Annotated in this window: 23 protein-coding genes and 1 pseudogene; 18 read left to right on the forward strand and 6 right to left on the reverse strand. The window is 63.9% G+C overall.

Annotation, left to right across the window (positions count from 1 at the left end; translation table 11 throughout):
* Window positions 1-80 precede the first annotated feature (80 nt).
* The 4 genes from XI08_RS32430 (at window position 81) to XI08_RS32445 (ending at window position 6,407) form a co-directional block, all read left to right on the forward strand.
* Window positions 81-3,404, forward strand: a complete 3,324-nt coding sequence (locus XI08_RS32430) for an adenylate/guanylate cyclase domain-containing protein (RefSeq protein WP_271577513.1) — start codon at window positions 81-83, stop codon at window positions 3,402-3,404.
* Between the two features lie 21 nt (window positions 3,405-3,425).
* The gene (locus XI08_RS32435; RefSeq protein WP_271577514.1) at window positions 3,426-4,106 is read left to right on the forward strand and encodes a redoxin domain-containing protein; all 681 of its coding nucleotides are present in this window, start codon (window positions 3,426-3,428) and stop codon (window positions 4,104-4,106) included.
* A 32-nt stretch (window positions 4,107-4,138) separates the two neighbouring features.
* A complete protein-coding gene (locus XI08_RS32440; RefSeq protein WP_271577515.1) occupies window positions 4,139-4,819 on the forward strand; it encodes a redoxin domain-containing protein in 681 nt (226 codons plus the stop codon).
* A gap of 142 nt (window positions 4,820-4,961) precedes the next feature.
* Window positions 4,962-6,407: an adenylate/guanylate cyclase domain-containing protein gene (locus XI08_RS32445; protein ID WP_271577516.1), complete on the forward strand. Its 1,446-nt coding sequence runs from the start codon at window positions 4,962-4,964 to the stop codon at window positions 6,405-6,407.
* 34 nt (window positions 6,408-6,441) lie between these two features.
* Here XI08_RS32445 and XI08_RS32450 read toward each other — a convergent pair whose 3' ends face one another.
* On the reverse strand, window positions 6,442-7,284 hold the full coding sequence (locus XI08_RS32450; RefSeq protein ID WP_271577517.1) for a uroporphyrinogen-III synthase: 843 nt from the start codon (window positions 7,282-7,284) through the stop codon (window positions 6,442-6,444).
* A gap of 158 nt (window positions 7,285-7,442) precedes the next feature.
* On the opposite strand from XI08_RS32450, the gene purU reads away from it, so the two are divergent.
* Window positions 7,443-8,306, forward strand: a complete 864-nt coding sequence (purU, locus tag XI08_RS32455) for a formyltetrahydrofolate deformylase (RefSeq protein ID WP_271577518.1) — start codon at window positions 7,443-7,445, stop codon at window positions 8,304-8,306.
* 118 nt (window positions 8,307-8,424) lie between these two features.
* Here purU and XI08_RS32460 read toward each other — a convergent pair whose 3' ends face one another.
* Window positions 8,425-8,709, reverse strand: coding sequence for a hypothetical protein (locus tag XI08_RS32460; protein ID WP_271577519.1), 285 nt, complete (start codon window positions 8,707-8,709; stop codon window positions 8,425-8,427).
* Window positions 8,710-9,241: 532 nt separating this feature from the next.
* Here XI08_RS32460 and XI08_RS32465 point away from each other — a divergent pair.
* The 6 genes from XI08_RS32465 to XI08_RS32490 all read left to right on the forward strand — a co-directional run bounded on the left by XI08_RS32465 (window position 9,242) and on the right by XI08_RS32490 (window position 15,112).
* Complete coding sequence (locus XI08_RS32465) at window positions 9,242-10,420, forward strand: ABC transporter substrate-binding protein (protein ID WP_271577520.1); 1,179 nt, start codon at window positions 9,242-9,244, stop codon at window positions 10,418-10,420.
* A gap of 133 nt (window positions 10,421-10,553) precedes the next feature.
* Window positions 10,554-11,423 carry a branched-chain amino acid ABC transporter permease gene (locus tag XI08_RS32470; protein ID WP_271577521.1) on the forward strand — a complete coding sequence of 290 codons (870 nt, stop codon included), beginning with the start codon at window positions 10,554-10,556 and terminating at the stop codon, window positions 11,421-11,423.
* Window positions 11,424-11,431: 8 nt separating this feature from the next.
* Entirely contained in the window at window positions 11,432-12,460 is a 1,029-nt protein-coding gene (locus tag XI08_RS32475; protein ID WP_027545100.1) for a branched-chain amino acid ABC transporter permease, read from the forward strand.
* Window positions 12,457-13,212 (forward strand): ABC transporter ATP-binding protein, encoded by a 756-nt coding sequence (locus XI08_RS32480; protein WP_094891507.1) that lies wholly within the window; start codon window positions 12,457-12,459, stop codon window positions 13,210-13,212. The genes XI08_RS32475 and XI08_RS32480 overlap by 4 nt, the downstream gene beginning before the upstream one ends.
* Window positions 13,205-13,921, forward strand: a complete 717-nt coding sequence (locus XI08_RS32485) for an ABC transporter ATP-binding protein (protein ID WP_271577522.1) — start codon at window positions 13,205-13,207, stop codon at window positions 13,919-13,921. Before XI08_RS32480 ends, XI08_RS32485 begins: the two co-directional genes overlap by 8 nt.
* Window positions 13,922-13,993: 72 nt before the next feature.
* Window positions 13,994-15,112, forward strand: a complete 1,119-nt coding sequence (locus XI08_RS32490) for a cobalamin-independent methionine synthase II family protein (RefSeq protein WP_027545103.1) — start codon at window positions 13,994-13,996, stop codon at window positions 15,110-15,112.
* A gap of 172 nt (window positions 15,113-15,284) precedes the next feature.
* On the opposite strand, the gene XI08_RS32495 is transcribed toward XI08_RS32490, so the two are convergent.
* Window positions 15,285-17,003 (reverse strand): caspase family protein, encoded by a 1,719-nt coding sequence (locus tag XI08_RS32495; protein ID WP_271577523.1) that lies wholly within the window; start codon window positions 17,001-17,003, stop codon window positions 15,285-15,287.
* A 98-nt stretch (window positions 17,004-17,101) separates the two neighbouring features.
* A complete protein-coding gene (locus tag XI08_RS32500; RefSeq protein ID WP_271577524.1) occupies window positions 17,102-18,190 on the reverse strand; it encodes a retroviral-like aspartic protease family protein in 1,089 nt (362 codons plus the stop codon).
* Window positions 18,191-18,358: 168 nt separating this feature from the next.
* On the opposite strand from XI08_RS32500, the gene XI08_RS32505 reads away from it, so the two are divergent.
* The 7 genes from XI08_RS32505 to XI08_RS32535 all read left to right on the forward strand — a co-directional run bounded on the left by XI08_RS32505 (window position 18,359) and on the right by XI08_RS32535 (window position 26,028).
* Complete coding sequence (locus XI08_RS32505) at window positions 18,359-19,714, forward strand: hypothetical protein (protein WP_271577525.1); 1,356 nt, start codon at window positions 18,359-18,361, stop codon at window positions 19,712-19,714.
* 63 nt (window positions 19,715-19,777) lie between these two features.
* Entirely contained in the window at window positions 19,778-20,974 is a 1,197-nt protein-coding gene (gene metK, locus XI08_RS32510; RefSeq protein ID WP_027545107.1) for a methionine adenosyltransferase, read from the forward strand.
* Window positions 20,975-21,097: 123 nt separating this feature from the next.
* Window positions 21,098-22,519, forward strand: a complete 1,422-nt coding sequence (gene ahcY, locus XI08_RS32515) for an adenosylhomocysteinase (protein ID WP_027545108.1) — start codon at window positions 21,098-21,100, stop codon at window positions 22,517-22,519.
* Between the two features lie 164 nt (window positions 22,520-22,683).
* Complete coding sequence (locus XI08_RS32520) at window positions 22,684-23,103, forward strand: nuclear transport factor 2 family protein (RefSeq protein ID WP_271577526.1); 420 nt, start codon at window positions 22,684-22,686, stop codon at window positions 23,101-23,103.
* 50 nt (window positions 23,104-23,153) lie between these two features.
* Complete coding sequence (locus XI08_RS32525) at window positions 23,154-24,614, forward strand: flavin-containing monooxygenase (RefSeq protein ID WP_271577527.1); 1,461 nt, start codon at window positions 23,154-23,156, stop codon at window positions 24,612-24,614.
* A gap of 141 nt (window positions 24,615-24,755) precedes the next feature.
* Window positions 24,756-25,418 carry a ParA family protein gene (locus XI08_RS32530; protein WP_271577528.1) on the forward strand — a complete coding sequence of 221 codons (663 nt, stop codon included), beginning with the start codon at window positions 24,756-24,758 and terminating at the stop codon, window positions 25,416-25,418.
* Window positions 25,387-26,028, forward strand: a complete 642-nt coding sequence (locus XI08_RS32535; protein ID WP_271577529.1) for a phasin family protein — start codon at window positions 25,387-25,389, stop codon at window positions 26,026-26,028. Before XI08_RS32530 ends, XI08_RS32535 begins: the two co-directional genes overlap by 32 nt.
* 25 nt (window positions 26,029-26,053) lie before the next feature.
* Here XI08_RS32535 and XI08_RS32540 read toward each other — a convergent pair.
* Both XI08_RS32540 and XI08_RS32545 read right to left on the reverse strand, forming a co-directional pair.
* A pseudogene (locus XI08_RS32540) lies at window positions 26,054-26,651 on the reverse strand (YbfB/YjiJ family MFS transporter).
* 31 nt (window positions 26,652-26,682) lie between these two features.
* Window positions 26,683-26,919, reverse strand: coding sequence for a tautomerase family protein (locus tag XI08_RS32545; RefSeq protein ID WP_271577530.1), 237 nt, complete (start codon window positions 26,917-26,919; stop codon window positions 26,683-26,685).
* Window positions 26,920-26,933 lie beyond the last annotated feature (14 nt).

A 26,933-nucleotide genomic window follows, 5' to 3' on the forward strand; every position in this document is an offset into this window, starting at 1 on the left:
GACGAGGCCATGCTTGCCTGGTTCCTGGGCCCGCAGGTCCAGTAGAATGCGCCATCGCGGCTTCCGCGAGGTCTTGACCCATGAACTGCTCTTGCTGTGGTTTAGAGGTCCAGAGCGGCTTTGCCTTCTGCCCGAAGTGCGGCACGAAGCAGCCGAACGCGTGCCCTGGCTGCGGCTTTCCATGCGCGCCGGATTTCGCCTATTGCCCGAAATGCGGCGCCTTCGTCGCTGAGGTTCCCACAGGCGGAGGGCAGGCATCGGCGCGGACGAGCCCGACGACGCTCCCGATCCGGTCCTCCTCTCCGCCGCTCGCGCCGACGGAGGAGGCTCAGGCCTCATTTCGACCTCAGTCCGACAAGATCGACAGCGAGGCGAACCGCCGCACCATCACCGTGCTGTTTGCCGACCTCAGCGGCTTCACGGCGATGAGCGAGCGGCTCGACCCCGAGGTCATGCAGACGCTTCAAAACGAGTTGTTCGAGGAGTTGACGGCCGCGGTGCAAAGCTTTGGCGGCTTCGTGGACAAATTCATCGGCGATGCGCTGCTTGCTCTGTTTGGTGCGCCGGCGGCGCACGAGGACGACCCGGAGCGGGCGGTGCGCGCTGCCCTCGACATGATCGACCGGACGGCGCGCCTCAGCGAACGCGCGAAGGCGTATGCAGGTTCACCGCTGCTGCTCCATGTCGGCATCAACACCGGTCACGTCGTCGCGGGCGGGCTCGGTGTGGGCGTTGCCAAATCCTATTCGGTGACCGGCGACACGGTGAATACCGCCCAGCGACTACAATCGATGGCGGCTCCGGGCGAGGTGCTGGTCGGGCCGTTGACTCACCGTCTGACGCGGCATGCGTTCTCCTATGACTCGCTTGGCGAGGTCTCGCTCAAGGGCAAGATGGGCAGCGTACTGGTCCATCGTCTGAAGGAGCCGCTCGACACGCCCCGTGCGGCGCGAGGTCTCGACACGCTGGGCCTCAATGCGCCGTTGATAGGGCGCGACGCCGAGCTTGCGCGCATGATCGGCAGCCTAGATCGCGCGCGCGGCGGCGCAGCTCAACTGGTGCGGCTGGTCGGTGAAGCCGGCATCGGGAAAACGCGCCTGGTCAGGGAGTTCGTCGCGCACATCCGCGATCAGGATCGATTCGCCGGCGTGGCGATCCGGCAGGCGGCGTGCTCGCCGCTCGGCGAACAATCATACGGCACACTCGCCGCCGTGCTGCGCAGTGCCTATGGCATCGCGCAGAAGGCGAGCGCCACAGAGGCGGAGGCGAAGGTCGCCGAAGCGCTGTCGGAGCTTGGCCTCGCTACTGACGAGGCCGACCGCCTGATGCCGCTCTATCTGCACGTACTCGGCCTCGGCGACCCCAACGCCGTGCTCAGGCATGTCGAGCCCGAACAGCTCCGCCGGCAGATATTCTTCGCGATTCGCACCGTCTTCGAACGCCGCCTGGCACTGTCGCCACTGCTGATCATCGTCGAGGATCTGCATTGGGCCGATGCGGTGTCTCTTGAAGCGTTGCGCTTCCTGATGGACCGACTGGAGCGGACGCGGCTGATGCTGCTGTTTACGCACCGGCCGATGCTGGAACTGGACCAGTTCGGTTCGAGCAGGATCAGTCACGCAACCCTCCGGCTGCCCCCGCTTGGCGACGCCGACGGACAAAAGCTGCTCGCGGCCTATTTCAGTCTCGGTTGGCGTGAACCACCGGGACGTCTGTTCAGTCGAATCCTCGATCGCGCCGGCGGCAATCCGCTTTTCCTCGAGGAGATCATACGCGGCCTGATCGAAGCCGGCACCCTGCAGCGCGACGGCGCGCAGTGGCGGATGACGTCGGATGAAGCCGCCGCCGATATTCCGGCAAGCATTCAGGCGTTGTTGCTGGCGCGTCTCGACCGGTTGCCGCATCAGGTGCGCCGCCTGGCACAGGAGGCCGCGGTGATCGGCCCGCGTTTTGATGCGGCTGCTCTCGGTGCGGCGGCAACCGAGCCGGCAAGGGTGGAAGCAGGGCTCGAACTTCTATGCGACGCGGAAATCGTCGAGGAGATCGCGGGCTCGAACTCGATTTCGCTGCGAACCTACCGCTTCACGCAAACCATGCTTCAGGACGTGATCTATCAAAACCTGCTTCTGCAGCGCCGGATCGAGCTTCATGGACGGATTGGCGGGGCGCTCGAGAGGCTCTATGGCCATGAGCCCGAGCGCCTCGAAGATCTCATCCTGCTCGGACATCACTTCAGTCTGAGCGCGAGCAAGCCGAAAGGCGCGCGCTATCTGCGCGCGGCCGGCGATCGCGCACGCGCCAGCTATGCCAATGACGATGCCATCCGTCTCTACCAACAGGCCCTCGCCGTGCTGTTGACCGGCGGCGAACGGGAGCCGGAACGTCTGGTCCTGTATGAGCGGATTGCGGACCTCTGTGGCGCGGCTGGCCGCCGGAACACGGCCGAGGAGCACTATCAGAGCGCGTTGGAGGGGCACCGCGCCATACAGGACCGGATCGGGGAAGCGCGAATTCTTCGCAAGCTTGGCCGATTGCTGTGGGACGCCGGCAAGCGGATCAAGGCAGAGACGCATTACGCCGAGGCGGCCAACCTGCTGGGAGGGACCGACGCACCCATCGAGTGGGCGCATCTGTTGCAGGAGCGCGGCCGTCTCGCATTTCGGACGGGCGATCACGTGGCCGCGGCAAGATGGGCAGACGAGGCGCTCGGCCATGCGCGGTCCGTACCGGCGGACGCGGACGAGCAAAGCGGGCTCGAGGCGGCACGTGCCATTGCGGAGGCCCTCAACACCAAGGGAGTTGCGCTGGCGCGGCTTGGACGACACCAGGAGGCAGTGCGCGAGGTGGAGCAAAGTGTCGCAGCCGCCGAAGCCGCCGGCCTCCTGAACGTTGCCTGCCGCGGCTACACCAATCTCGGCGTGCTCTACACGATCGTCGATCCGGCGAAGGCCGTGGAGGTTTGCCGGCGCGGGCTCGATGTCGCGCGTCGTATCGGCGATCTCGGCTTCCAGGCGCGCCTGCTTGCCAATTTTGCCGTTGCCTGTTGCACCTTCACGGACAGATGTACCGAGGAAGGGGTGCCGGCTGCCGAAAAGGCGATCGAAATCGACCGTGCGCTCGATCAGCGCGAGCATCTCTCCGTGCCCTTGATCGTGCTCGGGCAAATCCACCAATGCCATTTCCGCCCCGATCTCGCCGCCCGCTGCTACAACGAGGCAATCGAGGTGGCGAACGAAACCGGCGAACCGCAGCAGCTTTTTCCATGCTATGATGGTCTCGCCACGCTGAGCCTTGATCGAGGCGACATGCCCGAGGCCGACCGGTATTTCGCCCTGGCCCACGATGTCTGCGCCCGCCACGGGCTTGATCCCGCCGGGCTGATCGTGCTGCCATTTCTTGACTAGGTCATATGAAGGAGTTCAACCATGTCAGAACTTCATGTCGACGGACCGCTTCAACCGGGCGAACGCGCACCGAACATCGTGCTGGATGCCATCACGCGCGAGGGAAAGATTGCGCTCGAGGATTTTCGCGGGCAGAGCCCGATATTGATCGGCTTGTATCGAGGCCTGCACTGTCCGTTCTGCCGGCGCCATATCGCGGCACAGGCGCAGCTTGATGCCGCCCTGCGCGACAAGGGCGTCGAAAGCCTCACGGTCGTCAATACGCCGATCGAGCGCGCGCGGCTCTACTTCCGCTATCATCCATTGCCCGATCTGCTCGCCGCGTCCGACCCCGAGCGGGTCTCGCACCGTGCGTTCGGCCTGCCCAATCTCGAGTTTACGGAGAACGAAACCGAGTGGCCGCGCAAGGTGGGCATGGATGTGGTGAGAAGCATGCAGGTCGAAATTCCGGGCGAATTATCCGGACCGATGAATCGACTGGCGGCGTTTGACTACCTCAACAACAAGGACGGTTACGAGATCATGGAAGCCGACAAGCACATGGAAGCAACCGGCCTTGGCCAGTTGTTTGGGCAGTTTCTGCTCGATCGCGAGGGGATTGTGCGCTGGAGCTTCACCGAGATTCCTGACGGAGGCCAGCACATGTTCGAGGCGCCGAGCCCCCGGGAGTTGATGTCGGCTGCCTCGCAGGTGGCAGGCTAAGCACCGTTAGCTAAAAGTGAGGGAGTTCAACCATGTCAGAACGTCATGCCGATGGACCACTTCAACCGGGCGATCGTGCACCGAATATTGTGCTGGACGCCATCACACGCGAGGGAAAGATCGCGCTCGAAGATTTTCGCGGGCAGAGCCCGATATTGATCGGCTTGTTTCGAGGGCTGCACTGCCCGTTCTGTCGGCGCCATATCGCGGCACAGGCGCAACTTGGCGCAGCGCTGCACGAAAAGGGCGTCGAAAGTCTCACGGTCGTGAATACGCCCATCGAACGCGCGCGGCTCTACTTCCGCTATCATCCCTTGCCCAACCTGCTCGCCGCGTCCGACCCCGACCGGGTCTCGCACCGCGCGTTCGGCCTGCCCAATCTCGAGTTTACGGACCACGAGACCGAGTGGCCGCGCAAGGTGGGTATGGACGTCATCATGAGCATGCAGGTCGACATGCCCGGCGAAACGTCGGGGCCGATGAATCGGTTGGCGGCTGCCGAATACCTCAACAAAAAGGACGGCTACGAGATGATGGAGGCCGATCAGCGCATGGCGGCAACCGGCCAGGGCCAGCTGTTCGGCCAGTTCCTGCTCGATCGCGAGGGGATCGTGCGCTGGACCTTTACCGAGGTTCCCGACGGCGGCCAGCGCATGTTCGGGGCTCCGAGCCCCCAGGAGTTGATGTCGGCCGCCTCGCAGGTGGCAAGCTAGGCATTGTCGCCTGGTTGGCGGTGCAAATGCTGCCCTCAACGCGCTGCAACCCGCGGCTTCTTTTCCGCAGGCGTTGTCGCCATCGCGGAGATCCGTAGCCGCGTGAAATACGCATCAGTTTGAAACGCGACTCAGGCGCACGATGACCAACATCCAGGAGCGACTCCTCGAAAGCAAGATGACCGAGATTGAGCAGGCCCGATCCTGGAGCCCACGCGTGATCTCGAAATTTGAAACGCTTATCAGGAGCGGTGACGATCTCTCGCTCTACCGGATCAATCCCCTGGCGTTCGCGCGTGATCGCGCCATTACCGAGGCGGAAAGCATCGACCTGTTTCTCCATGCGACCAGGAGCGGGTTGTTCGAGATGAGTTGGGACGTTGTTTGTCCCCAGTCCGGCATGGTGCTCGACAGCTTTGGCGCTCTGCGTACCCTGAAGACCCATTACGTTTGCGGCCTCTGCGACGTCAGCGGTGAGACCAACCTCGACGATTTCATTGAGGTTACGTTTACGGTCTCGCCGCACCTCCGGCGGATTCCATTTCATGATCCTCATTCCCTTTCGATCGAGGATTTCCACTGGAAGCTTCGTTTCTTGGGCGACGCGCGCATGCCCGGTCAGCAGGTCCGATTTCTCGATTTCCTGCGTGGATTGGTTCGCGGACTTGCGTTCTTGCCGCCGGGCTCGACCACATCTCTTCGCGCCGACCTCGGTCCCGGTGCCCTGGCCGGCGTCAACATCCAAACGCAGGCTGCATTCGTGGTCTCGGTCGCAGGCGAACCCGCAACCGCGCCGACCGTCCTGCGGGTCGGATATGATGCGCGGCGCTTTTCGCCTTCGCTGTCCGTCGTCCCGCCCGGCCCCGTTGTGATCGACGTGGAGAACTCCGGCGCAGTGCGAGGCTCATTGCTCCTGATCAATTGGCCGCCCGAAGTCCTGGCCCAGACGACCAAGCCTGCGCTCGAGTTCGAACCGTATATGTCCGGCGGCATGTTACTTGCGCGACATACCTTCCGCCGCCTGTTCCGCTCGGAACGCGTCGACGAGCGGGAAGGCCTCGGCATCCGGCAGGTGACCTTGCTGTTCACGGATCTCAAGGGTTCGACCGCGATGTACGAGCGTCTCGGTGATCTGAATGCCTATGCCCTGGTCCGCGAGCATTTTGCCTTGCTGGGAGCGACCGTCCAGGCGCATTCCGGCGCCATCGTCAAGACGATCGGGGATGCCGTGATGGCGGTCTTCTCCCGCCCGACAGACGCGGTCTCTGCGGCGTTGCATATGCTCGGAGAGATAGAACGCTACAACAGCGAGCATGGCGATCCGAGCATCATCCTGAAGATCGGAGCGCATTGTGGTCCGTCGATTGCAGTGACCCTCAATGAAAATCTGGACTACTTCGGGCAGACCGTGAATGTTGCGGCGCGCGTGCAAGCGTTGGCCGATGCCGGCGAAATCTGTCTCTCGGAAGCGCTTTATTCGGCGCCGGGCGTCAGCGGCCTCCTCGCAGGCCACGCCATCGTTGAGTTTGATGCACCTCTCCGCGGCGTCGAAGGAAATGCGTGCGTCTATCGTGTCGTGCGTAGTTAGGATCCTGCTCCGGCACGACCCTGCCGGAGATTTTTCATGTCACCGGTACTTTCGGCTTCTTCTCCGCCAGCACTACGGCCATCGCCGAAATCAGCGGCCGCATGAAATAGGCCTCATCGGCCGGTGCGATGTCCGTGCGCAGGCCATGCGCGGCGAGCTCCCCCGACACGGCAGGGCCCACCGACGCAATCAGCGTCCGCTCCAAGCCTGCGTGCAACTTTGCTTCGCTGCCATGCGCCTTGGCGGCTTCGATCAGGCGGCGGACCTGACCAAGATTGGTCAGGGCGATGGAATCGATCCGCCCCTCCGCCATGTCGTCGATGGCGGCGACGATGTTGGCATCCGCCGCCTTGGGATCGTAGACATAGGGCAGCACGGTATCGACCTCGGCGCCTTGCGCCGAGAGTGCGCCGGTCAGTGCGCTATGGTCCTTGTCCGGATAAAGCTGGAGGCCGAGGCGATGCCCCTTCAGGTCGAGCTTGCCCAGCATCTCGATCACGCCCTCGGTGGTCGGCTTCTCCGTGGTCTGCTGCGCCTCGAGCGAGATCTCGCGCAGCGCCTTGCCGGGCTTCGGCCCGCGGGTGAATTTTCGCGATTTGGCGAGGGCTGCGACCAGAGCCTGGTCGAGACCACGGGCCCGCGCGAGCTTCATGATCCGCCGCAGGCCTTCGCCGGTCATCAGCACGAGATCGTCAAAGGGCCTGTCGATGGCGCGGCGGATCCAGGCCTCGACCGGGACCGGGTCCGGCGCATCGTGGATGGTGAACATCGGGCACTGCACGACGTCGGCGCCTTGCTCGGCGAGGAGCTTTGAGAACTGCGCCTCCTCGCGCGTTTCCAGGATCAGGATGCGGTAGCCGTTCAAGCGGTCGGCCATGGGCGTCTCCGGTATAAATCGCAATTGTCCGTTCATCCTGACTCTGCGTTTCAGGTAGAAGCAAGTCTTGGGATTGGCGCAAGGGCGGGGTCGGTGATAGAGCAGGGCGCAAATCGCGGGTTGTTCCGCATCATTTGCCCAAACCTTCATCAAGAGCCATGCCCGATCATCAATATGTCCTGACCCTGTCCTGTCCGGATCGCCCCGGCATCGTCTCGGCGGTGTCGACCTTCCTGGCCCACAACGGACAGAACATTCTCGACGCGCAGCAGTTCGACGACGTCGAGACCAAGAAGTTCTTCATGCGGGTGGTGTTCACCGCCGCCGATCTCGCCGTGGAGCTGTCCGCGCTCCAGACCGGCTTTGCCGCGATCGCGGAGCGCTTCGGCATGGAGTGGCAGATGCGCGACCGCGCCGCGCATCGCAAGGTGATGCTGCTGGTGTCGAAGTCCGACCATTGCTTGGTCGACATCCTCTATCGCTGGCGCACCGGCGAATTGCCGATGGTCCCGACCGCGATCGTCTCCAACCATCCGCGCGAGGTCTATGCCGGGCTCGATTTCGGCGGCATCCCGTTCCATCATCTGCCTGTGACCAAGGAGACCAAGCGCGAGCAGGAAGCGCAGATCCTCGATCTCGTCGCCAGGACCGGAACCGATCTCGTCGTGCTGGCGCGCTACATGCAGATCCTGTCGGACGATCTGTCGGCCAAGCTCTCCGGCCGCTGCATCAACATCCACCACTCGTTCCTGCCCGGCTTCAAGGGCGCAAAACCCTATCACCAGGCCCATGAGCGCGGCGTCAAGCTGATCGGCGCCACCGCGCATTACGTCACGCGCGACCTCGACGAGGGTCCGATCGTCGACCAGGACGTCGAGCGCATCAGCCATCGCGACACGCCGGAAGATCTCGTCCGCAAGGGCCGCGACATCGAGCGCCGGGTGCTGGCGCGCGCGATCCGCTATCACCTCGACGACCGCGTCATCCTCAACGGCCGCAAAACCGTGGTGTTCATGGATTGATCCGAAGGTCATTCCGGAGCGCCTCGAAGCGGCGAACCCGGAATCTCGAGATTCTCAGGTGCGCAATTGCGCACCATAGTTCGATGCTGACGCATCGCCCCGGAATGACGGCTATCCCTCAGCGCACCGCGTTGCCTGAGGTCACGCCCGTCGCGCCCTTCTGCGCCTGCTCTTCCTTCTCGCGATCAGCCGCGGGCATTAGCCGTTTGCGCTCGCGCTCCTTCATGTAGGCGTCGTATTGCGGCGTGCCTGCCCGCGGCGGGGCGTCGGCCGGCAGGCCGCCGGCCCATTGCGGCACGTAATCGCCCATGCCGGCGGACAGCTTCTCATTGACCGTGCCGCAGCCGGACAGTCCCGCGGCAAGCGCGAGGAGGGGCAGGAGGGAGCGGAAAGGCTTAGGCATTGTGGGGACGCGCGGGTTCGGTCTGGTTGGACGCCGGGTCAGGCTGGCGCCGAGAGAGTAGCCTTCAACAAGGTAAAAGAGACTTATTCGAGGTAGGTAATAAGTTACCGAGTTGGAGCCGGCCCGGGGCCCCGGATGTACCAATTCTGCAAAAGAAAGACGAAATCTTCCATCCACGCGGCCCGTCGCGTTTCTAGACTGCGGCGCGGGGCTCGCGACAAAGTGGCTTGGCCGGCGAGGGGGCTTTTTCGTTGACAGGTCCATTTTATTTGTACAATCGTACAAATAGATAAAAGCGGCCAAGGTCGGGGGCGTTCGGGTCACCTCGACGTAACCGCAACATCACTCCCCGCCGTCGGAAAACGGGACGCCCGGCTTGCGCCGATTGGTCGCCAAACGTCCGATTGACAAGGGGGGCGCCAAGGACGCCATGTGGCGCGCGATAAGGCTCGCGCGTGAGCTAGAGTGAGGCAAGGACCGGGCACTCGGTTCGCCGCACAAGAGGTCAGGAATCAAGGGGAGGGACACTCTTATGTTCGAACGCAAACAACTTTCTTGGGCAGCCGCGGTGGCCGCCGTTGCGGGCCTGGTGGCCGTCGCGCCGGCCAGGGCCGAGGACACCGTCAAGGTCGGTCTGATCCTGCCGATGACCGGCGGCCAGGCCTCGACCGGCAAGCAGATCGAGAACGCGATCAAGCTTTACATGCAGCAGAAGGGCGACACCGTCGCCGGCAAGAAGATCGAGATCATCCTCAAGGACGACGCTGCGATTCCCGACAAGACCAAGACGGCCGCGCAGGAGCTGATCGTCAACGACAAGGTCAATTTCATCGCCGGCTTCGGCGTGACGCCGGCAGCCCTCGCCGCCGCGCCGCTGGCAACGCAGGCCAAGATTCCGGAAGTCGTGATGGCGGCCGGCACCTCCATCATCACCGAGCGCTCGCCCTACATCGTGCGCACCAGCTTCACCCTGGCGCAGTCCTCGACCATCATCGCCGACTGGGCGGTGAAGAACGGCATCAAGAAGGTGGCGACGCTCACCTCCGACTACGCGCCGGGCAACGACGCGCTGAACTTCTTCAAGCAGAATTTCACCGCCGGCGGCGGCGAGGTGGTCGAAGAGGTCAAGACGCCGCTCGCCAACCCAGACTTCGCGCCGTTCCTTCAGCGCATGAAGGACGCCAAGCCCGACGCGATCTTCGTGTTCGTGCCGGCCGGACAGGGCGGCAACTTCATGAAGCAGTATGCCGAGCGCGGCCTCGACAAGGCCGGCATCAAGGTGATCGGACCGGGCGACGTCACCGACGACGATCTCCTCAACAACATGGGCGATGCCGTGCTCGGCACGGTCACCGCGCACCTGTATTCGGCGGCGCATCCGTCCGCGATGAACAAGGATTTCGTTGCGGCCTACAAGAAGGCCTTCGGCACTCGTCCGGGCTTCATGGCGGTGAGCGGCTATGACGGTATCCACCTCATCTACGAGGCGCTGAAGAAGACCAATGGCGACACCGATGGCACCAAGCTGGTCGAGGCGATGAAGGGCCAGAAGTGGGAGAGCCCGCGCGGCCCGATCTCGATCGACCCCGAGACCCGCGACATCGTGCAGAACATCTACATCCGCAAGGTCGAGAAGGTCGACGGCGAGCTCTACAACGTCGAGTTCGCGACCTTCGAAGCCGTCAAGGACCTCGGCAAGACCAAGAAGTGACGCGCGAAAGCGCGTCATCCCGGGGCGCGCTCAGCGCGAACCCGGGATCTCGAAATTGTTGAAATGGATTCCGGGTTCAGCGCTGCGCGCTGCCCCGGAATGACGAGGGATTACCAGGGTTCACCCGCTTACGATGACCTCTATCCTCACCAACCTGTTCGATGGCGTTGCCTACGGCATGCTGCTGTTCGTGCTCGCTTGCGGGCTCGCGGTCACGCTCGGCCTGATGAACTTCGTCAACCTCGCCCACGGCGCCTTCGCCATGACCGGCGGCTATGTCTGCATGGTGCTGGTCAACCGGATGGGCTGGCCGTTCTTCGCCGCGCTGCCGCTGGCTTTCGTCTCGTCGGCGGCGATCGGCATCGCGCTCGAGCGTACGCTCTACCGCCATCTCTATACGCGCAGCCATCTCGACCAGGTGCTGTTCACGATCGGCCTGACCTTCATGTCGGTCGCCGCCGTCGACTACATCCAGGGCTCGTCGCGGGTCTTCATCAACCTGCCGGCCGCGCTCCAGGGCCAGTTCGAGCTGTTCGGCGTCGGCATCGGCCGCTACCGGCTGATGATCATCGTGATCTGCGGCCTGCTCACCATCGCGCTCCAGATGGTGCTGGCCAAGACGCGTTTCGGCAGCCGGCTGCGCGCCGCCGTTGACGATCCGCGCGCCGCCAGCGGCCTCGGCATCAACGTGCCGCAGGTGTTCGCTTTCACCTTTGCTTTTGGTTGCGGGCTTGCCGGCCTCGGTGGCGCGCTCAGCGCCGAGATCCTCGGCCTCGACCCGTATTTCCCGCTGAAGTTCATGATCTACTTCCTGATCGTGGTCACCGTCGGCGGCTCGTCCTCGATCACTGGTCCGTTCCTGGCCTCGCTCCTGCTCGGCATCGGCGACGTCGCCGGCAAGTATTACGTGCCGAAGATGGGCCCCTTCGTGATCTACACCATGATGATCGTGATCCTGATCTGGCGCCCGAACGGCCTGTTCGGCCGCACGGCCGCGCGTTGAGTTCGCCGATGAGCGCTTCTTCCGACGTCGGTTATCATGCCCAGCGCCAGGCGCGCTGGCACTATGGCGAAGTCGCCTTCTGGCTGATCGTGCTGGCCTGCGGCTTTGCATTTCCCACGCGCTATCTGATCATGACCGACATCCTGCGGCTGGCGCTGTTTGCGATGTCGCTCGATCTCATCCTCGGCTATGCCGGCATCGTCTCGCTCGGCCACGCCGCCTTCTTCGGCGTCGGGGCCTATGCCGCGGGCCTGCTTGCGCTTCACGGCATCATCAACGAGCCGGTGCTCGCGCTGATCGTGGCCGGCCTGGCCGCGATGGTGCTGGGCTTTGCCACCAGCTTCCTGGTGATCCGCGGCGTCGACCTGACCCGGTTGATGGTGACGCTCGGCATCGCGCTGCTGCTGGAAGCGCTCGCCGAGCGCTTCTCCAACATCACTGGCGGCACCGACGGCCTGCAGGGCATCGAGATGCAGCCGATCCTCGGCGAGATCCCGTTCGACATGTTCGGCAAGGCCGGCTTCTTCTATTCGCTGGCAGTGCTGTTCGTGTTGTTCCTGTTCGCCCGCCGCGTCGTGCATTCGCCGTTCGGCCTGTCGCTGCGTGCGATCAAGAACAATCCGCTGCGGGCGGCCGCGATCGGCATTCCCGTCAACCGCCGCCTGATCGCGATCTATACGCTGGCGGCGTTCTATGCCGGCATCGCCGGCGCGCTGTTCACCCAGACCACCGCGATCGCCTCGCTCGACGTGTTCGCCTTCGAGCGCTCTGCCGACCTGATGCTGGTGCTCGTGATCGGCGGCACCGGCTATCTCTATGGCGGGCTGATCGGCGCGGTGGTGTTCCGCCTGCTCCAGGAATTGTTCTCCACCATCACCCCGCAATACTGGCAGTTCTGGATCGGCCTCGTGCTGGTCGTGATCGTGCTGGTCGGCCGCCAGCGCCTGCATCGCTGGGTACTGTACGTGCCGAACCTCATCATCAAGCAGATTGCCGGTCGCAAGGCGGTCGTCGCCGTGCCGGAGAGCGACGCATGACCATCGCGCTCGAAACCCAGAACCTCGAAAAGCAGTTCGGTGGTCTCCGTGTCACCCGCGATCTGTCCCTGAAGATCGAGCAGGGCGCCCGCCATGCGCTGATCGGCCCGAACGGCGCCGGCAAGACCACTGTCATCAACCAGCTCACGGGCGTGCTGAAGCCGAATTCCGGGCGCATCCTGCTGGAAGGCCAGGACATCACGGACCTGCCCGTGCACAAGCGCGTGCTGCGCGGCCTGTCGCGCACGTTCCAGATCAACCAACTCTATCCCGACCTGACCCCGCTCGAAACCATCGGCCTTGCCGTCTCCGAGCGCCTCGGCCATGGCGGCGACTGGTGGCGGCGGATGGGCACGCGCAGCGACGTCAACGGCGAGATCGCCGATCTGCTCGCGCGCTTCCATCTGCTCGACGTCATGAACGAACAGACCGTGACGTTGCCCTACGGCAAGCAGCGCCTGCTCGAGATCGCGGTCGCGATCGCGGCCAAACCGCGCGTTCTGCTGCTTGACGAGCCCGCCGCCGGCGTGCCCGAGAGCGAGCGCCACGACATTCTCGCCGTCGTAGGTAGCCTGCCGCGCGACGTCACGGTGCTGCTGATCGAGCACGACATGGATCTTGTGTTCTCCTTCGCCGACCGGATTTCGGTTCTGGTCTCCGGTGCGCTGCTCACCGAAGGTCCGCCCGAACAGGTCGCGCGCGATCCGCAGGTGAAGGCGGTCTATCTCGGCGAGGAGGCGGTCAATGTCTGACCTGCTCGCAATCGACGCACTTCGCGCCGGCTATGGCGAGGCGGTGGTGCTGCCCAACATGTCCCTGCGCCTCGCCGAAGGGCAGGTGCTGGCGCTGCTCGGACGCAACGGCACCGGCAAGACCACGCTGATCAATTCCATCGTCGGCGTAACCCGCCGATTCTCCGGCACCGTTGCGCTCGCCGGCACGGATGTCACCGCGCTCCGTCCCGACCAGCGGGCGCGCGCCGGCATCGGCTGGGTGCCGCAGGAGCGCAACATCTTTCGCTCGCTCACAGTCGAGGAGAACATGACCGCGGTGGCCCAGCCCGGTCCCTGGACGGTCGAGAGGGTCTACGAGATGTTTCCGCGGCTGAAGGAGCGGCGGAGCAATTTTGGCAACCAGCTCTCCGGCGGCGAGCAGCAGATGCTGGCGATCGGCCGCGCGCTGACCCTCAACCCGAAGGTCCTGCTGCTGGACGAGCCGACCGAGGGCCTCGCCCCCATCATCGTCGAAGAGCTCCTGAAGGCGATCGGCACCATCACCCGTGCCGGCGGCATCTGCTCCATCATCGTCGAGCAGAATGCACAAAAGATTCTGGGGCTCGCCGACCGCGTTGTGATATTGGAACGCGGAACGATCGTCCACGACGCCCCGAGCGCTGCGCTGAAGGCCGACCCCTCGGTCCTGGAGCGCCACCTCGGCGTCGCAGGGGCGGTGGCCCACTAATCTTCGCCTCTCCCCGCAGGTGTGGAGAGAGAGTACAACGAGCGCCGACTGAAATTACGGGAGAGACAAGAAATGCAGCGAACCAAAGCCCCCTTCCGCGCCGACGAGGTCGGCAGCCTCCTGCGCCCCGCCAAGATCAAGGAAGCCCGCAGCCGGCTTGAGAAGGGCGAGATCTCGGCCGACGATCTGCGCAAGATCGAGGACATGGAGATCGAGAAGGTCGTGCACAAGCAGGCCTCGGTCGGGCTGAAGCTCGCGACCGACGGCGAATTCCGCCGCTCCTGGTGGCATTTCGACTTCCTGGCCAAGCTCACCGGCTGCGAAATGTTCCACCCGGACACCGGCATCCAGTTCGCGGGTGTCGAGACGCGGCATGACGCGGTCCGCGTGATTGGCAAGCTCGATTTCCCCGACGACCATCCGATGCTGGATCATTTCCGCTTCCTGAAGAAGTGCGCCGACCAGGCCCACGTCACCGCCAAGATGACGATTCCCTCGCCGGCGGTGCTGCATTTCCGCGGCGGCCGCAAGGCAATCTCCAAGGACGTCTATCCCGATCTCGAGGCCTTCTACGAGGACCTCGGCAAGACCTATCGCAAGGCCGTGAAGGCGTTTTACGATGCCGGCTGCCGCTATCTCCAGTTCGACGACACCGTGTGGGCCTATCTCTGCTCGCCGGACGAATTGCAGAAGGCGCGCGAGCGCGGCGACAATCCGGACGGCCTCCAGCAGATCTACGCGCGCATCATCAACTACGCGCTGGCCGAGAAGCCCGCCGACATGGTCGTGACGACGCATGTCTGCCGCGGCAATTTCCGCTCGACCTGGATCTCCTCGGGCGGCTACGAGCCGGTGGCCGAGACCATGCTCGCCGGCACCAATTACGACGGCTACTTCCTCGAATACGACAGCGACCGCGCCGGCGGCTTCGAGCCGCTGCGCTTCCTGCCCAAGGGCAACAAGGTCGTCGTGGTCGGCGTCATCACTTCGAAGTTCGGTGAGCTCGAGAAGAAGGACGACATCAAGCGCCGTCTGGAAGAAGCCGCCAAATTCGCGCCGCTGGAGCAGCTCGCGCTGTCTCCGCAATGCGGCTTTGCTTCGACCGAGGAAGGCAACATCCTCTCCGAAGAGGAGCAGTGGGCCAAGCTGAGCCTGGCGGTCGAGATCGCGAAGGAAGTGTGGGGCAACTGAGCTCCGCTTGCTGCGCTGTCATTCCCCGCGAAGGCGGGGAATCCAGTACGCCGCGGCCTCTCCGCATCCATCGCCGTCTCTGGAATACTGGATCGCCCGCCTTCGCGGGCGATGACAACCGAGAGCGTGGCGGGTAGTGCAGACGCTTACGCTAAGTAGCGCAAACCCGCCCTCATTTCTCCGCCAGGTAAACCTCACCCAGCAGCGACGAGTTCGACCACGGCACCTGCTTGCTCTTCGTGGTCGACACCACTTCCGCCCGCACCCGCGTCAGCATCTGCTGCACCTCCAGCCCGGGCGTGCCGATATGGCGGGAGAGGGCGGCGGAAAACGGCGAGTTGGCGCCTTCGCCGTCGAGCGCGACCTGGCCCGGCGCGGTGGCGAAGGCGATCAGCGTGCCGGCGCCCAGCGTCGCGCCGGCGCCGAGGCTGGTTGGAGCGGCGAGGCCCGAGGCGCCCTCGATGCCGCGACTGCTGCCTGCGGAAGCCACCTGCTGTGCCATCGGATTGTTGCGGCAGGCATCGAAGATCAAGATGTTGGTGCGGACCTGGTCGTCGAGGCCGGCCATGATCGTATCCATGTCGATCATCGCCTCCGTCATGCCCGTGCCCGGCTTGAGCTCGACGTCGACGGGAATGAGATAGTTGCGGCCGTCCACCTGCACGCCGTGGCCGGCATAGTAGACCACGGCAACTTGCGCCCGCGCCGCATCGCGCAAGAAGTCGCGCGTCATCTTCTGCATCGCGGCGCGGTCGAGGTCGACGCCCTCCGACACCGTGAAGCCGATGTCGCGCAGACTCTTGGCAACGGCGCGGGCATCGTTGGGTGGATTGGGCAGCGCCTTCACATGCGCATAGGCGCCGTTGCCGATGATCAGCGCCATGCGCGTGCCGCGCACGGCCGGAGCAGGCGGGGGCGCAGGTGCCGCGCCGGTCTGCTGCGGGGCAGGGGCTGCTGTTGGCTGCGTTGTGGGCGAGGGCGCGTCGCGCGGGATCGGCACGGCTGCATCGCTCACCAGCGACAGCCGCACTTTTGCGGTCGCCTGATTGGCCTTGCTGCCGGCGTCCGAGGCCACGATCGCCAGCGTCGCCTTGTAGTCGTCGCGCGCGTGGGCGTAGTCGCCTTTCGCTTCGTAGGCCAGCGCGCGATGGGTGTAGCCAGAGATCAGCACGCTGTTCGGCGGCGTCATGATGTTGGCCGGCGGCTTTTCCCTGGCGAGTCGGATCGCCTCGCTGCCATCGGCGATGGCGCGATCGAGGTCGCCCTTGGCGCGCCAGATCGAGGTGCGGTTGATCAGCGGCTGCGGCAGCATCGGGTCGAGCCGGATCGCCTGGTTGATGTCGGCGAGCGCGCCGTCGAGATCGCCGAGTGCTTCTTTCGAGATGCCGCGGTTCTGGAACGAGAACGCCGATCTCGGATCTGATTTGATCGACATGTCATAGTCGGCGATCGCCCTGGCATAGTCGTGCTTGCCCCGCCAGGCGTTGCCGCGGTTGTGGAAGATGATGCCGCTGGGCGGGCCGAGCTTCAGGGCGTCGTCGAAATCGGTGATCGCGATGTCGTAGTCGCCCTTGTCGTAATAGGCCGATCCCCTGAGGTTATAGACCGCCTGACTCGGCTGGAGCCGGATCGCCTCCGTGGTATCGGCGATGACCTTGGCGTAGTCGCCCTTCTTGTTCCAGCCCACGGCGCGCCAGAAATAGACGGGCGCAAGCTGCTCGCCCTTGAAGACCTTCAGCGCGATGATCTTGGTGCAGGCGTCGACCATCTGGTCCGCCGGCGTGGTCTCGGTGGTGCAGAGCGGCCCGAGCTGGTTGCGCGACTGGGCGGATGCGGGCGCCGACCATAGCGCTGCGGTGAGCAAGCAGAGTGCCAAGAACAGGCGGCGCATGGGGCCTCGGATGCCGGCGACGTGAGAGATAAAGGGGCGTGCCCCTTTGTCGCCCCGAAGGGACCGACGGTTCAGATCCTGTGCTTTCGGATGCAGGTCTACTTCTTCGGTTGGCGGGGGCGGACCTCGATGACGCCGCCGGCCATTTGGACTTCGAACCGCGACAGGAAGCTCATGCCGAGGAGACCGTCGACACCGGCACCGAAGCTCTTGTCGTCCGTGGTCTGAATTGCCACGGGCACGTTGGCTGCCTCCAGCTTGCCCAGCGCAATCTTGTCGGCCCTGGAGAGCTTTGCCTTGCTCTGGCCGTTGGCCGTGATGAGCGTGATCTCACTTGCGCCAGCGTCCGAGATTTTGGCGCGGCTGGCAAACGCGGCCTTCACGGACACATAGCTCGCGCCGGTATCGAGGACGAACAGTCCGGAGACGCCGTTGATCGCAGCCTTCACCGTGACAACGTCCTTTCCCCCGCGCAGAGGGAAGCTCTCCTTGCGTGATCCGGTCGAAGCGACGCAGTTGCCCTGGCTCTCGTAGTCCGCGATGATTTTTCGCGTCTGGCTGGTATCGCGGGCGGCTGGATCGAGCGCAACCCATAGACTGATCGGCGCTGTTGCCTCGCAGAACTGTTTGAGAGCGGCATAGGCGCCTGCCATGCGCAGGAAGACGCGACTTGAGATCGATTTCTTGTCCGTACCATAGAGCTCGATGGCGTCGGAATAATCGGCCAGCGCGCGGCGGTAGTCTTGCACGCCGTCAAGCGCGACGCCCCGCAAGTAATGCGCGTCGTGATTGGTTGGTGCGCGCCGGATGAACTCGTCGGCGACCTCGACCGCTCGGGGATAATCCGTGAGCTTGAGATAGATGTTGATCGAGCGATGCAGTGCCGTGATCGGCGCGCCGCAATTCATGACGAACTTGTAAAGCCCGTCAGCGGCCTGCCGCCGGTAGCCGAGCTTGTCCAGCATCAGGGCAAGATCGCCGATGCTCTTCTGGTCGCATGGCTCGCGCTTCAGCTCTTCCAGACGCAGCCAGACAAATGGGTCGCGCGCCGCCGCCACGGGCAGGGCGCCGATCCTTTCATAGACCGATGCGAATAATTCGTCGGGGTTCTCGTCCAGGTAACCTGCGTGCGCGCCGCCCGATACTGCCGCCAGAAGACAAGCGGCGAGCCAAATCACCCTGAACATATCCAGCCCCGAACTTCCCCATCCGCCACCTATACCGACAAGTGTAGGCGCGGCCAAATGCACGATGGGGGCGACTGGGCGTAGAGCAATTCCAGAGGGTATTCCCTGAGTGGGCAGAATTTGCTAGGACGTGGGTCCCAACTTTTCTGCCCACCGTAATCCCACTAGATGAAAAACGACGAAATCCTGAGCCAAATCACCGAGTTCTGCCGCACGGCGGACATGGCGGAATCGACGTTTGGCCGGCGCGCCGTGAACGATGGGAAGCTCGTGCAGCGCCTGCGCGAGGGCAAGCGCATCACCATCGACACGCTGGAGCGGATCCAGGCCTATATCGCGGCATCGACGACCGGCGGCCTGCCGCCGCCGCGCGGGCTTCAGGTGCCCCCGGAAAAGCGCGATCCGCGAGGCAATTTCCGTTTCTTCGAGAACCGGCAGAAATATCTGCTGTTCGTCCACACCTGTAGCGAAAAGCGGGTGATCGCGGACAGGGTTGCGCTGGAGCTCGCCGCGATCCATCCGCGCCCGCCGGCGCTGCGTGTGTTCGACGCCGGTGTCGGCGACGGCACGGTGCTCGCGCGGGTGCTGCGCGCCACGCATCAGCGCTATCCACACATGCCGTTCTATGTGGCCGGCAAGGAGCTCAGTCTCGAGGATTTGCGCCTGACGCTGGAGAAGGTGCCGGATCGCATTTTCGAGCATCCTGCGTCGGTGTTCGTCTTTACCAACATGTTCTACTCGGAGGCGCCCTGGCTCACCCCGGCATCGCCCGCAGCGGCGGCCGCCACCGTCTGGCACGAGGTTCCGCTACGGGGAGCCTCGTCGGGCGAGTTCGAGCAGCAGATCGCAGAGCTGCGGCCGTTCCTGGAGCAGAACTGGCGCGCCGCGATCAGCCCACGCACGGCCATGCCGCTCTACGAGCGGCCCGTCGTCCTGGTGCTCTATCGCGAGGACCATCGGTTCCTGCTGGATTCGACCATTCCGCGGCCGGGCCAGACCGAGGCCAATTTCGACCTCGTTATTGCATCCCAGCCATACCGCGCGCTGTCCTCGGTCAATTTCCGGGCAAAGCGGATCATTGCGCCTCTGGCGCGGGCATTGCGGCCGGGGGGGCGCCTGATCGGTATTCACTCTCATGGTCACGATCCCGGCATGGAAATGATTCAGGCAATCTGGCCTGGAGAAAATCCTTTCGCGGTCAGCCGTCATGAGCTATTGCGCGCAGTCAAGTATGAGCTCGGATCGTTGGGCCGCGACCTAAATTTTAATGCTTATGCGGACAACCGCTCGATCTTCAGGTATGATATGGAAGCGCTGCCCAACGAGGTGACGGGTACCATCGGAACCTCGACAGCCTTTGCAGCGTGGAATGCGGCGGTGTATGTCGCTCAAATCGAGGACGACCGGTTGACAGAAATGACTCAAAACGGCCGCACTCTGGATGCCGCCAGGGACGTGCTGAGAAAGTACAACGGGCTCTGGTTTCTTGACGAATCCTACGTCATCTCGCGCCGGCGTGATTGACATAATCCAAAGGTAAACATCGCAAACGAACCGCCGTCCAGTGGCGGAACAAGGGGTTTCTTGATGCGCGCGTCCTATCTCTTCACCAGCGAGTCCGTGTCCGAAGGCCATCCGGACAAGGTCTGCGACCGGATCTCCGATGAAATCGTCGATCTGTTCTACCGCGAGGGGCCGAAAGCCGGCATCGACCCGTGGCAGATCCGCGCCGCCTGCGAAACGCTCGCGACCACCAACAAGGTCGTGATCGCCGGCGAGACCCGCGGCCCGAAGTCCGTCACCAACGAGCAGATCGAGGGCGTCGTGCGCGCCGCGATCAAGGACATCGGCTACGAACAGGAAGGCTTCCACTGGAAGACCTGCGACATCGAGATTCTGCTGCATCCGCAGTCGGCCGACATCGCCCAGGGCGTCGATGCGCTGCAGCCGGGCGAGGTCAAGGAAGAAGGCGCGGGCGACCAGGGCATCATGTTCGGTTACGCCACCAACGAGACGCCCGACTTGATGCCGGCGCCGATCTTCTACGCCCACAAGATCCTGCGCCTCATCTCCGAGGCGCGCCACTCCGGCCGCGAGAAGGTGCTGGGCCCGGATTCCAAGAGCCAGGTCACCGTGCAGTACGAGAACGGCAAGCCGGTCGGCGTGCGCGAGATCGTGGTCTCCCACCAGCATCTGGTGCCGGACCTCACCTCGAACCAGGTGCGCGACATCGTCGAGCCCTATGTGCGCGAGGCGCTGCCGAAGGACTGGATCACGCCGAAGACCATCTGGCACATCAACCCGACCGGCAAGTTCTACATCGGCGGCCCCGACGGCGACTCCGGCCTGACCGGCCGCAAGATCATCGTCGACACCTACGGCGGCGCGGCCCCGCATGGCGGCGGCGCGTTCTCCGGCAAGGATCCGACCAAGGTCGACCGTTCCGCGGCCTACGCCGCGCGCTACGTCGCCAAGAACATCGTTGCCGCCGGTCTCGCCGACCGCTGCACGCTCCAGCTCGCCTACGCCATCGGCGTGGCGCGGCCGCTGTCGATCTACATCGACACCCACGGCACCGGTAAGGTGCCGGAGGATCAGCTCGAGAAGGCGGCGGCGCAGGCGATGGATCTGACGCCCCGCGGCATCCGCAGCCATCTCGACCTCAACCGCCCGATCTACGCGCGCACCTCGGCCTATGGCCATTTCGGCCGTACGCCCGACAACGAGGGCGGCTTCTCCTGGGAGAAGACCGATCTCGTCGAGCCGCTCAAGCGCGCGCTCTAGTTCTCTCGCGTCGTTCCGGGGCGCCGCGACAGCGGCGACCCCGGAATCTCGAACCTCCGGCTTCCGGGTTCGCTCGTTTTGCGAGCGCCCCCGAATGCCGAGCCAAACAAACAGGAACCCCCTATGAACGCGAAGCCCGGCTTCACCGATTACATCGTCAAGGACATTTCGCTCGCCGATTTCGGCCGCAAGGAACTCTCGCTGGCCGAGACCGAAATGCCCGGCCTGATGGCCACCCGCGAGGAGTATGGCCCGAAGCAGCCGCTGAAGGGCGCGCGCATCGCCGGCTCGCTGCACATGACGATCCAGACCGGCGTGCTGATCGAGACGCTGGCAGCGCTCGGCGCCGACATTCGCTGGGTCTCCTGCAACATCTATTCGACGCAGGATCACGCTGCCGCCGCGATCGCGGCAGCCGGCATTCCCGTCTTCGCGGTCAAGGGCGAGACGCTGGCGGAGTACTGGGACTACACCGCAAAACTGTTCGACTGGCACGGCGGCGGTCACCCGAACATGATCCTCGATGACGGCGGCGACGCCACCATGTACGTCCATCTCGGTCTGCGCGCCGAGAACGGCGACACCGCCTTCCTCGACAAGCCCGGCTCCGAGGAAGAGGAAGTCTTCTTCGCGCTTCTGAAGAAGCAGCTCAAGGAAAAGCCGAAGGGCTACTTCGCCGAGATCGCCAAGAGCATCAAGGGCGTTTCCGAAGAGACCACCACGGGCGTGCATCGTCTCTATGACATGCAGAAGGCCGGCACGCTGCTGTGGCCGGCGATCAACGTCAACGACAGCGTCACCAAGTCCAAGTTCGACAACCTCTATGGCTGCCGTGAATCGCTGGTCGACGGCATCCGCCGCGGCACCGACGTGATGATGTCGGGCAAGGTCGCGATGGTCGCGGGCTTCGGCGACGTCGGCAAGGGCTCGGCCGCCTCGCTGCGCCAGGCCGGCTGCCGCGTGATGGTGTCGGAAGTCGATCCGATCTGCGCGCTCCAGGCCGCGATGGAAGGCTACGAGGTCGTGACGATGGAAGACGCGGCGCCCCGCGCCGACATCTTCGTCACCGCGACCGGCAACAAGGACATCATCACCATCGAGCACATGCGCGCGATGAAGGATCGCGCCATCGTCTGCAACATCGGTCACTTCGACAACGAGATCCAGATCGCGGGTCTGCGCAATCTGAAGTGGACGAACATCAAGCCGCAGGTCGACGAGATCGAATTCCCCGACAAGCACCGCATCATCATGCTGTCGGAAGGCCGCCTCGTGAACCTCGGCAACGCGATGGGCCATCCGTCCTTCGTGATGTCGGCGTCCTTCACCAACCAGACGCTGGCGCAGATCGAGCTCTTCGCCAACAACAAGGACGGCAAGTACAAGAAGGAAGTCTATGTGCTGCCGAAGACCCTCGACGAGAAGGTCGCGCGCCTGCACCTCGCCAAGATCGGCGTCAAGCTCACCGAGCTGCGCAAGGACCAGGCCGACTACATCGGCGTGAAGCAGGAAGGTCCGTACAAGAGCGACCACTACCGCTACTGAGAATTTATCCAGCTGCGACACGAAAGCCCCGGAGCGATCCGGGGCTTTTTTTGTCGCCATTCTCTGTGGTACGCTCGGAGGTAGAGCCAAAACAAGCCTGCCACTTTCGAAGCGGGCGGCCGCCTTTCCCAGTTCATTTTCAGAATGCATATGGAGGGAATGCGATGTTCAGCGAAGCCAACGTTCAGCTGTTGAAGGAAGCCTATCGCCAGTGGAACGACAGCAAGGGAGCCAGCGTCGACTATTGGTTCGACAAGGTCATTGGCCCGCAGATCAAGTTCGATTCGATTCCGCGGGGTGCCGAGCCGGTACCTTTTGCCAAGCGCTATGACGACCGTACCGAGCTCCGCGGCTATTTCGACGGCCTGCTGGCCGACTGGAGCATGCAGTACTACACGATGAACGAGTACGTCGCGCAGGGCGATACCGTCGTCGCGCGCGGCGAATGCGCGTGGACCAACAAGAAGACCAAAAAGGTCGCGAAGACGCCGAAGGTCGATTTCTGGCGCTTCAAGGACGGCAAGGCAGTCGAATTCCACGAGTATTTCGACACCGCCTGTGTCTACGGCGCGACCATCCCCTGACGGTTGCAATTCGGCGCGGCGCCGCCCATCCTGTGCGGCGGGAGAACGCCATGGTTGAAGAACATTTCGACGTCCTCATCGTCGGTGCCGGCCTGTCCGGCATCGGCGCGGGCTATCACCTTCAGACGAAGTGCCCGGGCAAGAGCTACGTCATCCTGGAGGGGCGCGACTGCATCGGTGGGACCTGGGATCTGTTTCGCTATCCCGGCGTCCGCTCCGACAGCGACATGTTCACGCTCGGCTATTCGTTCAAGCCGTGGACCGATCCGAAGGCGATCGCCGACGGGCCGCAGATCCTGAGCTATGTGCGCGAGACAGCTAGCGAGAACGGCATCGAGACGCACATCCGTTTCCGCCATCGCGTCAAGCGTGCGGCGTGGTCGACGCCGGACGCGCGCTGGACCGTCGAGGCCGAGCGCATGACGGGGGAGGGTGCAACCGAGCTTGTGCGCTTCACCTGCAATTTCCTGTTCATGTGCTCGGGCTATTACAAATACGAGGCGGGCTATACACCGGAGTTCAAGGGTGCGGCGGATTTCGCCGGCCGCATCGTGCACCCGCAAAAATGGACCGAGGACATCGACTACGCGGGCAAGCGCGTCGTCGTGATCGGCTCGGGCGCAACCGCAGTGACGCTGGTGCCGGAGCTGGCCAAGAAGGCCGCGCAGGTCACCATGCTTCAGCGCTCGCCGACCTACGTTGTGTCGCGCCCGGCGCAGGATCCCCTCGCCAACAAATTGCGCCGCAATCTGCCGGCGCGGCTTGCCTATCATCTGATCCGCTGGCGCAACGTGATGTGGGGGATGTTCTTCTTCCAGCTTAGCCGGCGCAGGCCGGCGAAGGTGAAGGACCTCATCCTCAGGGGCGTGCAGATGGCGCTCGGGCCCGACTACGACGTCGCGACCCATTTCACGCCGCGCTACAATCCCTGGGACCAGCGGCTGTGCCTCGTGCCTGACGGCGATCTGTTCAAGGCAATCCGCGAGCAGCGGGCTTCCGTCGTGACGAGCGAGATCGACAATTTTACGCGCGACGGCATCCGCCTGAAGGACGGCCGAGAGCTTGCGGCCGACATCATCGTCACCGCGACGGGGCTGGTGCTTCAGGTCGTCGGCGGACTTGAGGTCAGCGTCGACGGCCGCGCCGTCGATTTCGCCAATACGCTGACTTACAAGGGCATGATGTATGCCGACGTGCCGAACATGGCGTCGGCCTTCGGCTACACCAACGCGTCCTGGACGCTGAAATGCGATCTCACCTGCGAATATGTCTGCCGGCTCGTCAACTACATGGACCGGCACAATTTCCGCCAGTGCATGCCGCACAATGACGATCCCACGATCACCGCGCAGCCCTCGCTCGATTTTACCTCGGGCTATGTGCAGCGCTCGGTCGCGAAGATGCCCAAGCAAGGCTCGAAGCAGCCGTGGCGGCTGTACCAGAACTACGCCCTCGACATCGTCTCCTTGCGCTTCGGCCGGATCGACGACGGCGTGATGCAATATTCCTGATCTTGCTACGTAAATTACCGGGGGAGGCTCGCGATGCTTGAGACGAATCGCGACTTAGGGTAGAATTGTTGCGTTGCAAGAAATTTATTTCCGGCGATGTCCGGGTTCCACGTTGTTGCCGTCCTGTGGAGAACGCGGAACATGTACGTCCTTGCTTTGGTCACGCAGAAAGGCGGAAGCGGCAAGAGTACGCTGTCCGTTGGACTAGCGGTGGCAGCGATGCAGCGCGGAGAGCGCGTCGCTCTCATCGAGGCGGACGCGCAGGGTACGATCTCGAGATGGAAAGGGCGCCGTGAGAAACCCTATCCTCGCGTCGATTGCGTTACGGATCCCACCGAAATCGAGCCGGTGATATCCCGCCTCAAGGCCGAAGGGGTCTGGCTCGCAATCATCGACACAGCCGCCACAAACAATGCCTTGGCGACGCGCGCCATTGCCTGTGCCGATCTTTGTCTCATCCCGGCTCGTCCGAGCCCGGCCGACATCGAAGCCGCAATACCTACGCTGATCGCGACCCGCAGGCTCGATCGCCGGTTTGCCTTCATCCTCAATCAGACACCCACACGGGGGGGGCGGCTGAGCGAAGCTGCCACGTCGCTCAACTCGCTCGGCGTGCTTGCGCTCCCCTGCATTGGGCAGCGCAACGACCACCAGGATGCGCTCGGGGCAGGGCTGGGCGTGACCGAGTTCGCGCCGGAGGGAAAAGCCTCGGAGGAAATTGCGGCCCTGTGGGGTTGGATCTCGGAACGTCTTATCATGGAGTCGAATGATCATGGGCAAGCCGCGCTCAAGACAGCCTGCTGACATGGCACGCGCCGGACGTCGCTCGCTGGTGGAACTGGCGGCGGAAGTGAGCCGTGCCGTCGACGAGGGCTTGGCCATGCCGCCGGCCCCGGTCGCCGTCGTCCTGCAAGATGCGCCGCAGATTGCGCAAGCAGCGCCCGCTCCGATGACTGTTCCGGTACAGGAAGCGGCCAGCGTCATGGTTGCAACACCTGAACCTCCGGGCGCTACCACCATTGATCTCATCGTGGACATGGCCAAGGATTGTCAGGCGCGTGCTTTGGACGGCATGAAGACCGGTGCTCACGCTGCGCTGGATTATGCCAGGGACCTCACCAAGCCACGGCCGGCCGATGTGGCATCGGAGGCCAATGGAATCGCTGCCGCAGAAAGCCACCTCATCGAGGCGATTGGAACGGCAACGGAGTGTCGTGTCGTCGTGCTCGAAATGATGAAAGTCAATGCGGGCGCGACCTTGGAGTATGCGCGGGAGCTGGGCCGTGCGAGAACACTGGCGGAGTTGGTTGAGCTGTCGAGCACGCATGCACGACAGCAATGTGAGTTGGTCCTGAAGCAAGCCGAGGTGCTGAGATCGCTTACTCAAATCATGACAAAGCCCGGTGCCGGGTAGCACCGCTCGCCTGCCGTCATCGCGCTCAGGAGCTGCGCGGGATGATCAGTGCGAGGCCGAGATCGATCGCGAGCGCCAGGACCACTGCGCCGCCGCCTAAACCGAACAGCACGAGATAGTCGCCGCCGGTCTGCGCATAGATCCAGGAGAAGCCGTAAGCCGCGGCCGCCTGGAACAGCGCAAAGCTGGTTGTTGCATGGCTCCATGTCGCGCGCTGCTGCGCGGAGGAGTGCGGCACGAGCTCATGGATGCGTCCGCCAGGCGAAGAACCAGCTGAACGACACCGGGGTTGAACTGGCCAAGAAAGAGAGCGTGGCGAGCAGCATCATCGCACGCAACGCGGGGACCGCGCCGATGCGGTCGGCGACGGCCCGGGCCGCGAGTGCGCCTGCGAGGTAACCCGCAAGGTTCGCCGCGCCGAGATAGACGACGTCCGACGCGCTGAACCACCTTGCTGCGATCAGCGCCGGGATCAGCGGCGTGTAGGAGAAGCGGGCGAGGCCAAGCCCGACCAGCGATGCGGACAATCCTGCCACCGCATATCGCCAGGTTTGCCGTGATGCCGATCCCGGCCGCTGATGCGGCCGGGTCGTGGCGTGCTGCTTCGTATCTGCGTTGGTCATGTCATCCTCCTGCGCGCCTTGTCGCGCCGGATCATCCTGTCTGGGCGGCGCGGCGACGCCGGAATTCCGGCACGGGCACGCCGCCCCAGCCCCAATTGTCGGTGTCGACCTCCTCGATCACGACGAAGGTGGAATCGAGCGGCTTGCCGAGCACGTCGAGCAGGAGCTGGCTCGATCCCTTGATCAGCGCGGCCTTCTCCTCCGCCGTGAGCGACGCCGCCCCGGGCGTCGTTCCCTCGCGGGTCACTTGAATGGTGACGATGGGCATGGTGTCTCTCCTCT

Source organism: Bradyrhizobium sp. CCBAU 11361 (genome assembly GCF_028128935.1).
In the GTDB taxonomy this organism is placed as follows: Bacteria; Pseudomonadota; Alphaproteobacteria; order Rhizobiales; family Xanthobacteraceae; genus Bradyrhizobium; species Bradyrhizobium niftali.

Excerpts from the sequence above, each read along its gene's own strand:
- XI08_RS32530 (WP_271577528.1), top strand. The coding sequence starts at position 24,756 with ATGTACGTCCTTGCTTTGGTCACGCAGAAAGGCGGAAGCGGCAAGAGT.
- XI08_RS32430 (WP_271577513.1), top strand. The coding sequence starts at position 81 with ATGAACTGCTCTTGCTGTGGTTTAGAGGTCCAGAGCGGCTTTGCCTTC.
- purU (WP_271577518.1), top strand. The coding sequence starts at position 7,443 with ATGCCCGATCATCAATATGTCCTGACCCTGTCCTGTCCGGATCGCCCC.
- XI08_RS32440 (WP_271577515.1), top strand. The coding sequence starts at position 4,139 with ATGTCAGAACGTCATGCCGATGGACCACTTCAACCGGGCGATCGTGCA.
- XI08_RS32460 (WP_271577519.1), bottom strand. The coding sequence starts at position 8,709 with ATGCCTAAGCCTTTCCGCTCCCTCCTGCCCCTCCTCGCGCTTGCCGCG.
- XI08_RS32470 (WP_271577521.1), top strand. The coding sequence starts at position 10,554 with ATGACCTCTATCCTCACCAACCTGTTCGATGGCGTTGCCTACGGCATG.
- XI08_RS32475 (WP_027545100.1), top strand. The coding sequence starts at position 11,432 with ATGAGCGCTTCTTCCGACGTCGGTTATCATGCCCAGCGCCAGGCGCGC.
- ahcY (WP_027545108.1), top strand. The coding sequence starts at position 21,098 with ATGAACGCGAAGCCCGGCTTCACCGATTACATCGTCAAGGACATTTCG.
- XI08_RS32445 (WP_271577516.1), top strand. The coding sequence starts at position 4,962 with ATGACCAACATCCAGGAGCGACTCCTCGAAAGCAAGATGACCGAGATT.
- metK (WP_027545107.1), top strand. The coding sequence starts at position 19,778 with ATGCGCGCGTCCTATCTCTTCACCAGCGAGTCCGTGTCCGAAGGCCAT.
- XI08_RS32495 (WP_271577523.1), bottom strand. The coding sequence starts at position 17,003 with ATGCGCCGCCTGTTCTTGGCACTCTGCTTGCTCACCGCAGCGCTATGG.
- XI08_RS32480 (WP_094891507.1), top strand. The coding sequence starts at position 12,457 with ATGACCATCGCGCTCGAAACCCAGAACCTCGAAAAGCAGTTCGGTGGT.
- XI08_RS32535 (WP_271577529.1), top strand. The coding sequence starts at position 25,387 with ATGGGCAAGCCGCGCTCAAGACAGCCTGCTGACATGGCACGCGCCGGA.
- XI08_RS32500 (WP_271577524.1), bottom strand. The coding sequence starts at position 18,190 with ATGTTCAGGGTGATTTGGCTCGCCGCTTGTCTTCTGGCGGCAGTATCG.
- XI08_RS32450 (WP_271577517.1), bottom strand. The coding sequence starts at position 7,284 with ATGGCCGACCGCTTGAACGGCTACCGCATCCTGATCCTGGAAACGCGC.
- XI08_RS32505 (WP_271577525.1), top strand. The coding sequence starts at position 18,359 with ATGAAAAACGACGAAATCCTGAGCCAAATCACCGAGTTCTGCCGCACG.
- XI08_RS32525 (WP_271577527.1), top strand. The coding sequence starts at position 23,154 with ATGGTTGAAGAACATTTCGACGTCCTCATCGTCGGTGCCGGCCTGTCC.
- XI08_RS32465 (WP_271577520.1), top strand. The coding sequence starts at position 9,242 with ATGTTCGAACGCAAACAACTTTCTTGGGCAGCCGCGGTGGCCGCCGTT.
- XI08_RS32485 (WP_271577522.1), top strand. The coding sequence starts at position 13,205 with ATGTCTGACCTGCTCGCAATCGACGCACTTCGCGCCGGCTATGGCGAG.
- XI08_RS32520 (WP_271577526.1), top strand. The coding sequence starts at position 22,684 with ATGTTCAGCGAAGCCAACGTTCAGCTGTTGAAGGAAGCCTATCGCCAG.
- XI08_RS32490 (WP_027545103.1), top strand. The coding sequence starts at position 13,994 with ATGCAGCGAACCAAAGCCCCCTTCCGCGCCGACGAGGTCGGCAGCCTC.
- XI08_RS32545 (WP_271577530.1), bottom strand. The coding sequence starts at position 26,919 with ATGCCCATCGTCACCATTCAAGTGACCCGCGAGGGAACGACGCCCGGG.
- XI08_RS32435 (WP_271577514.1), top strand. The coding sequence starts at position 3,426 with ATGTCAGAACTTCATGTCGACGGACCGCTTCAACCGGGCGAACGCGCA.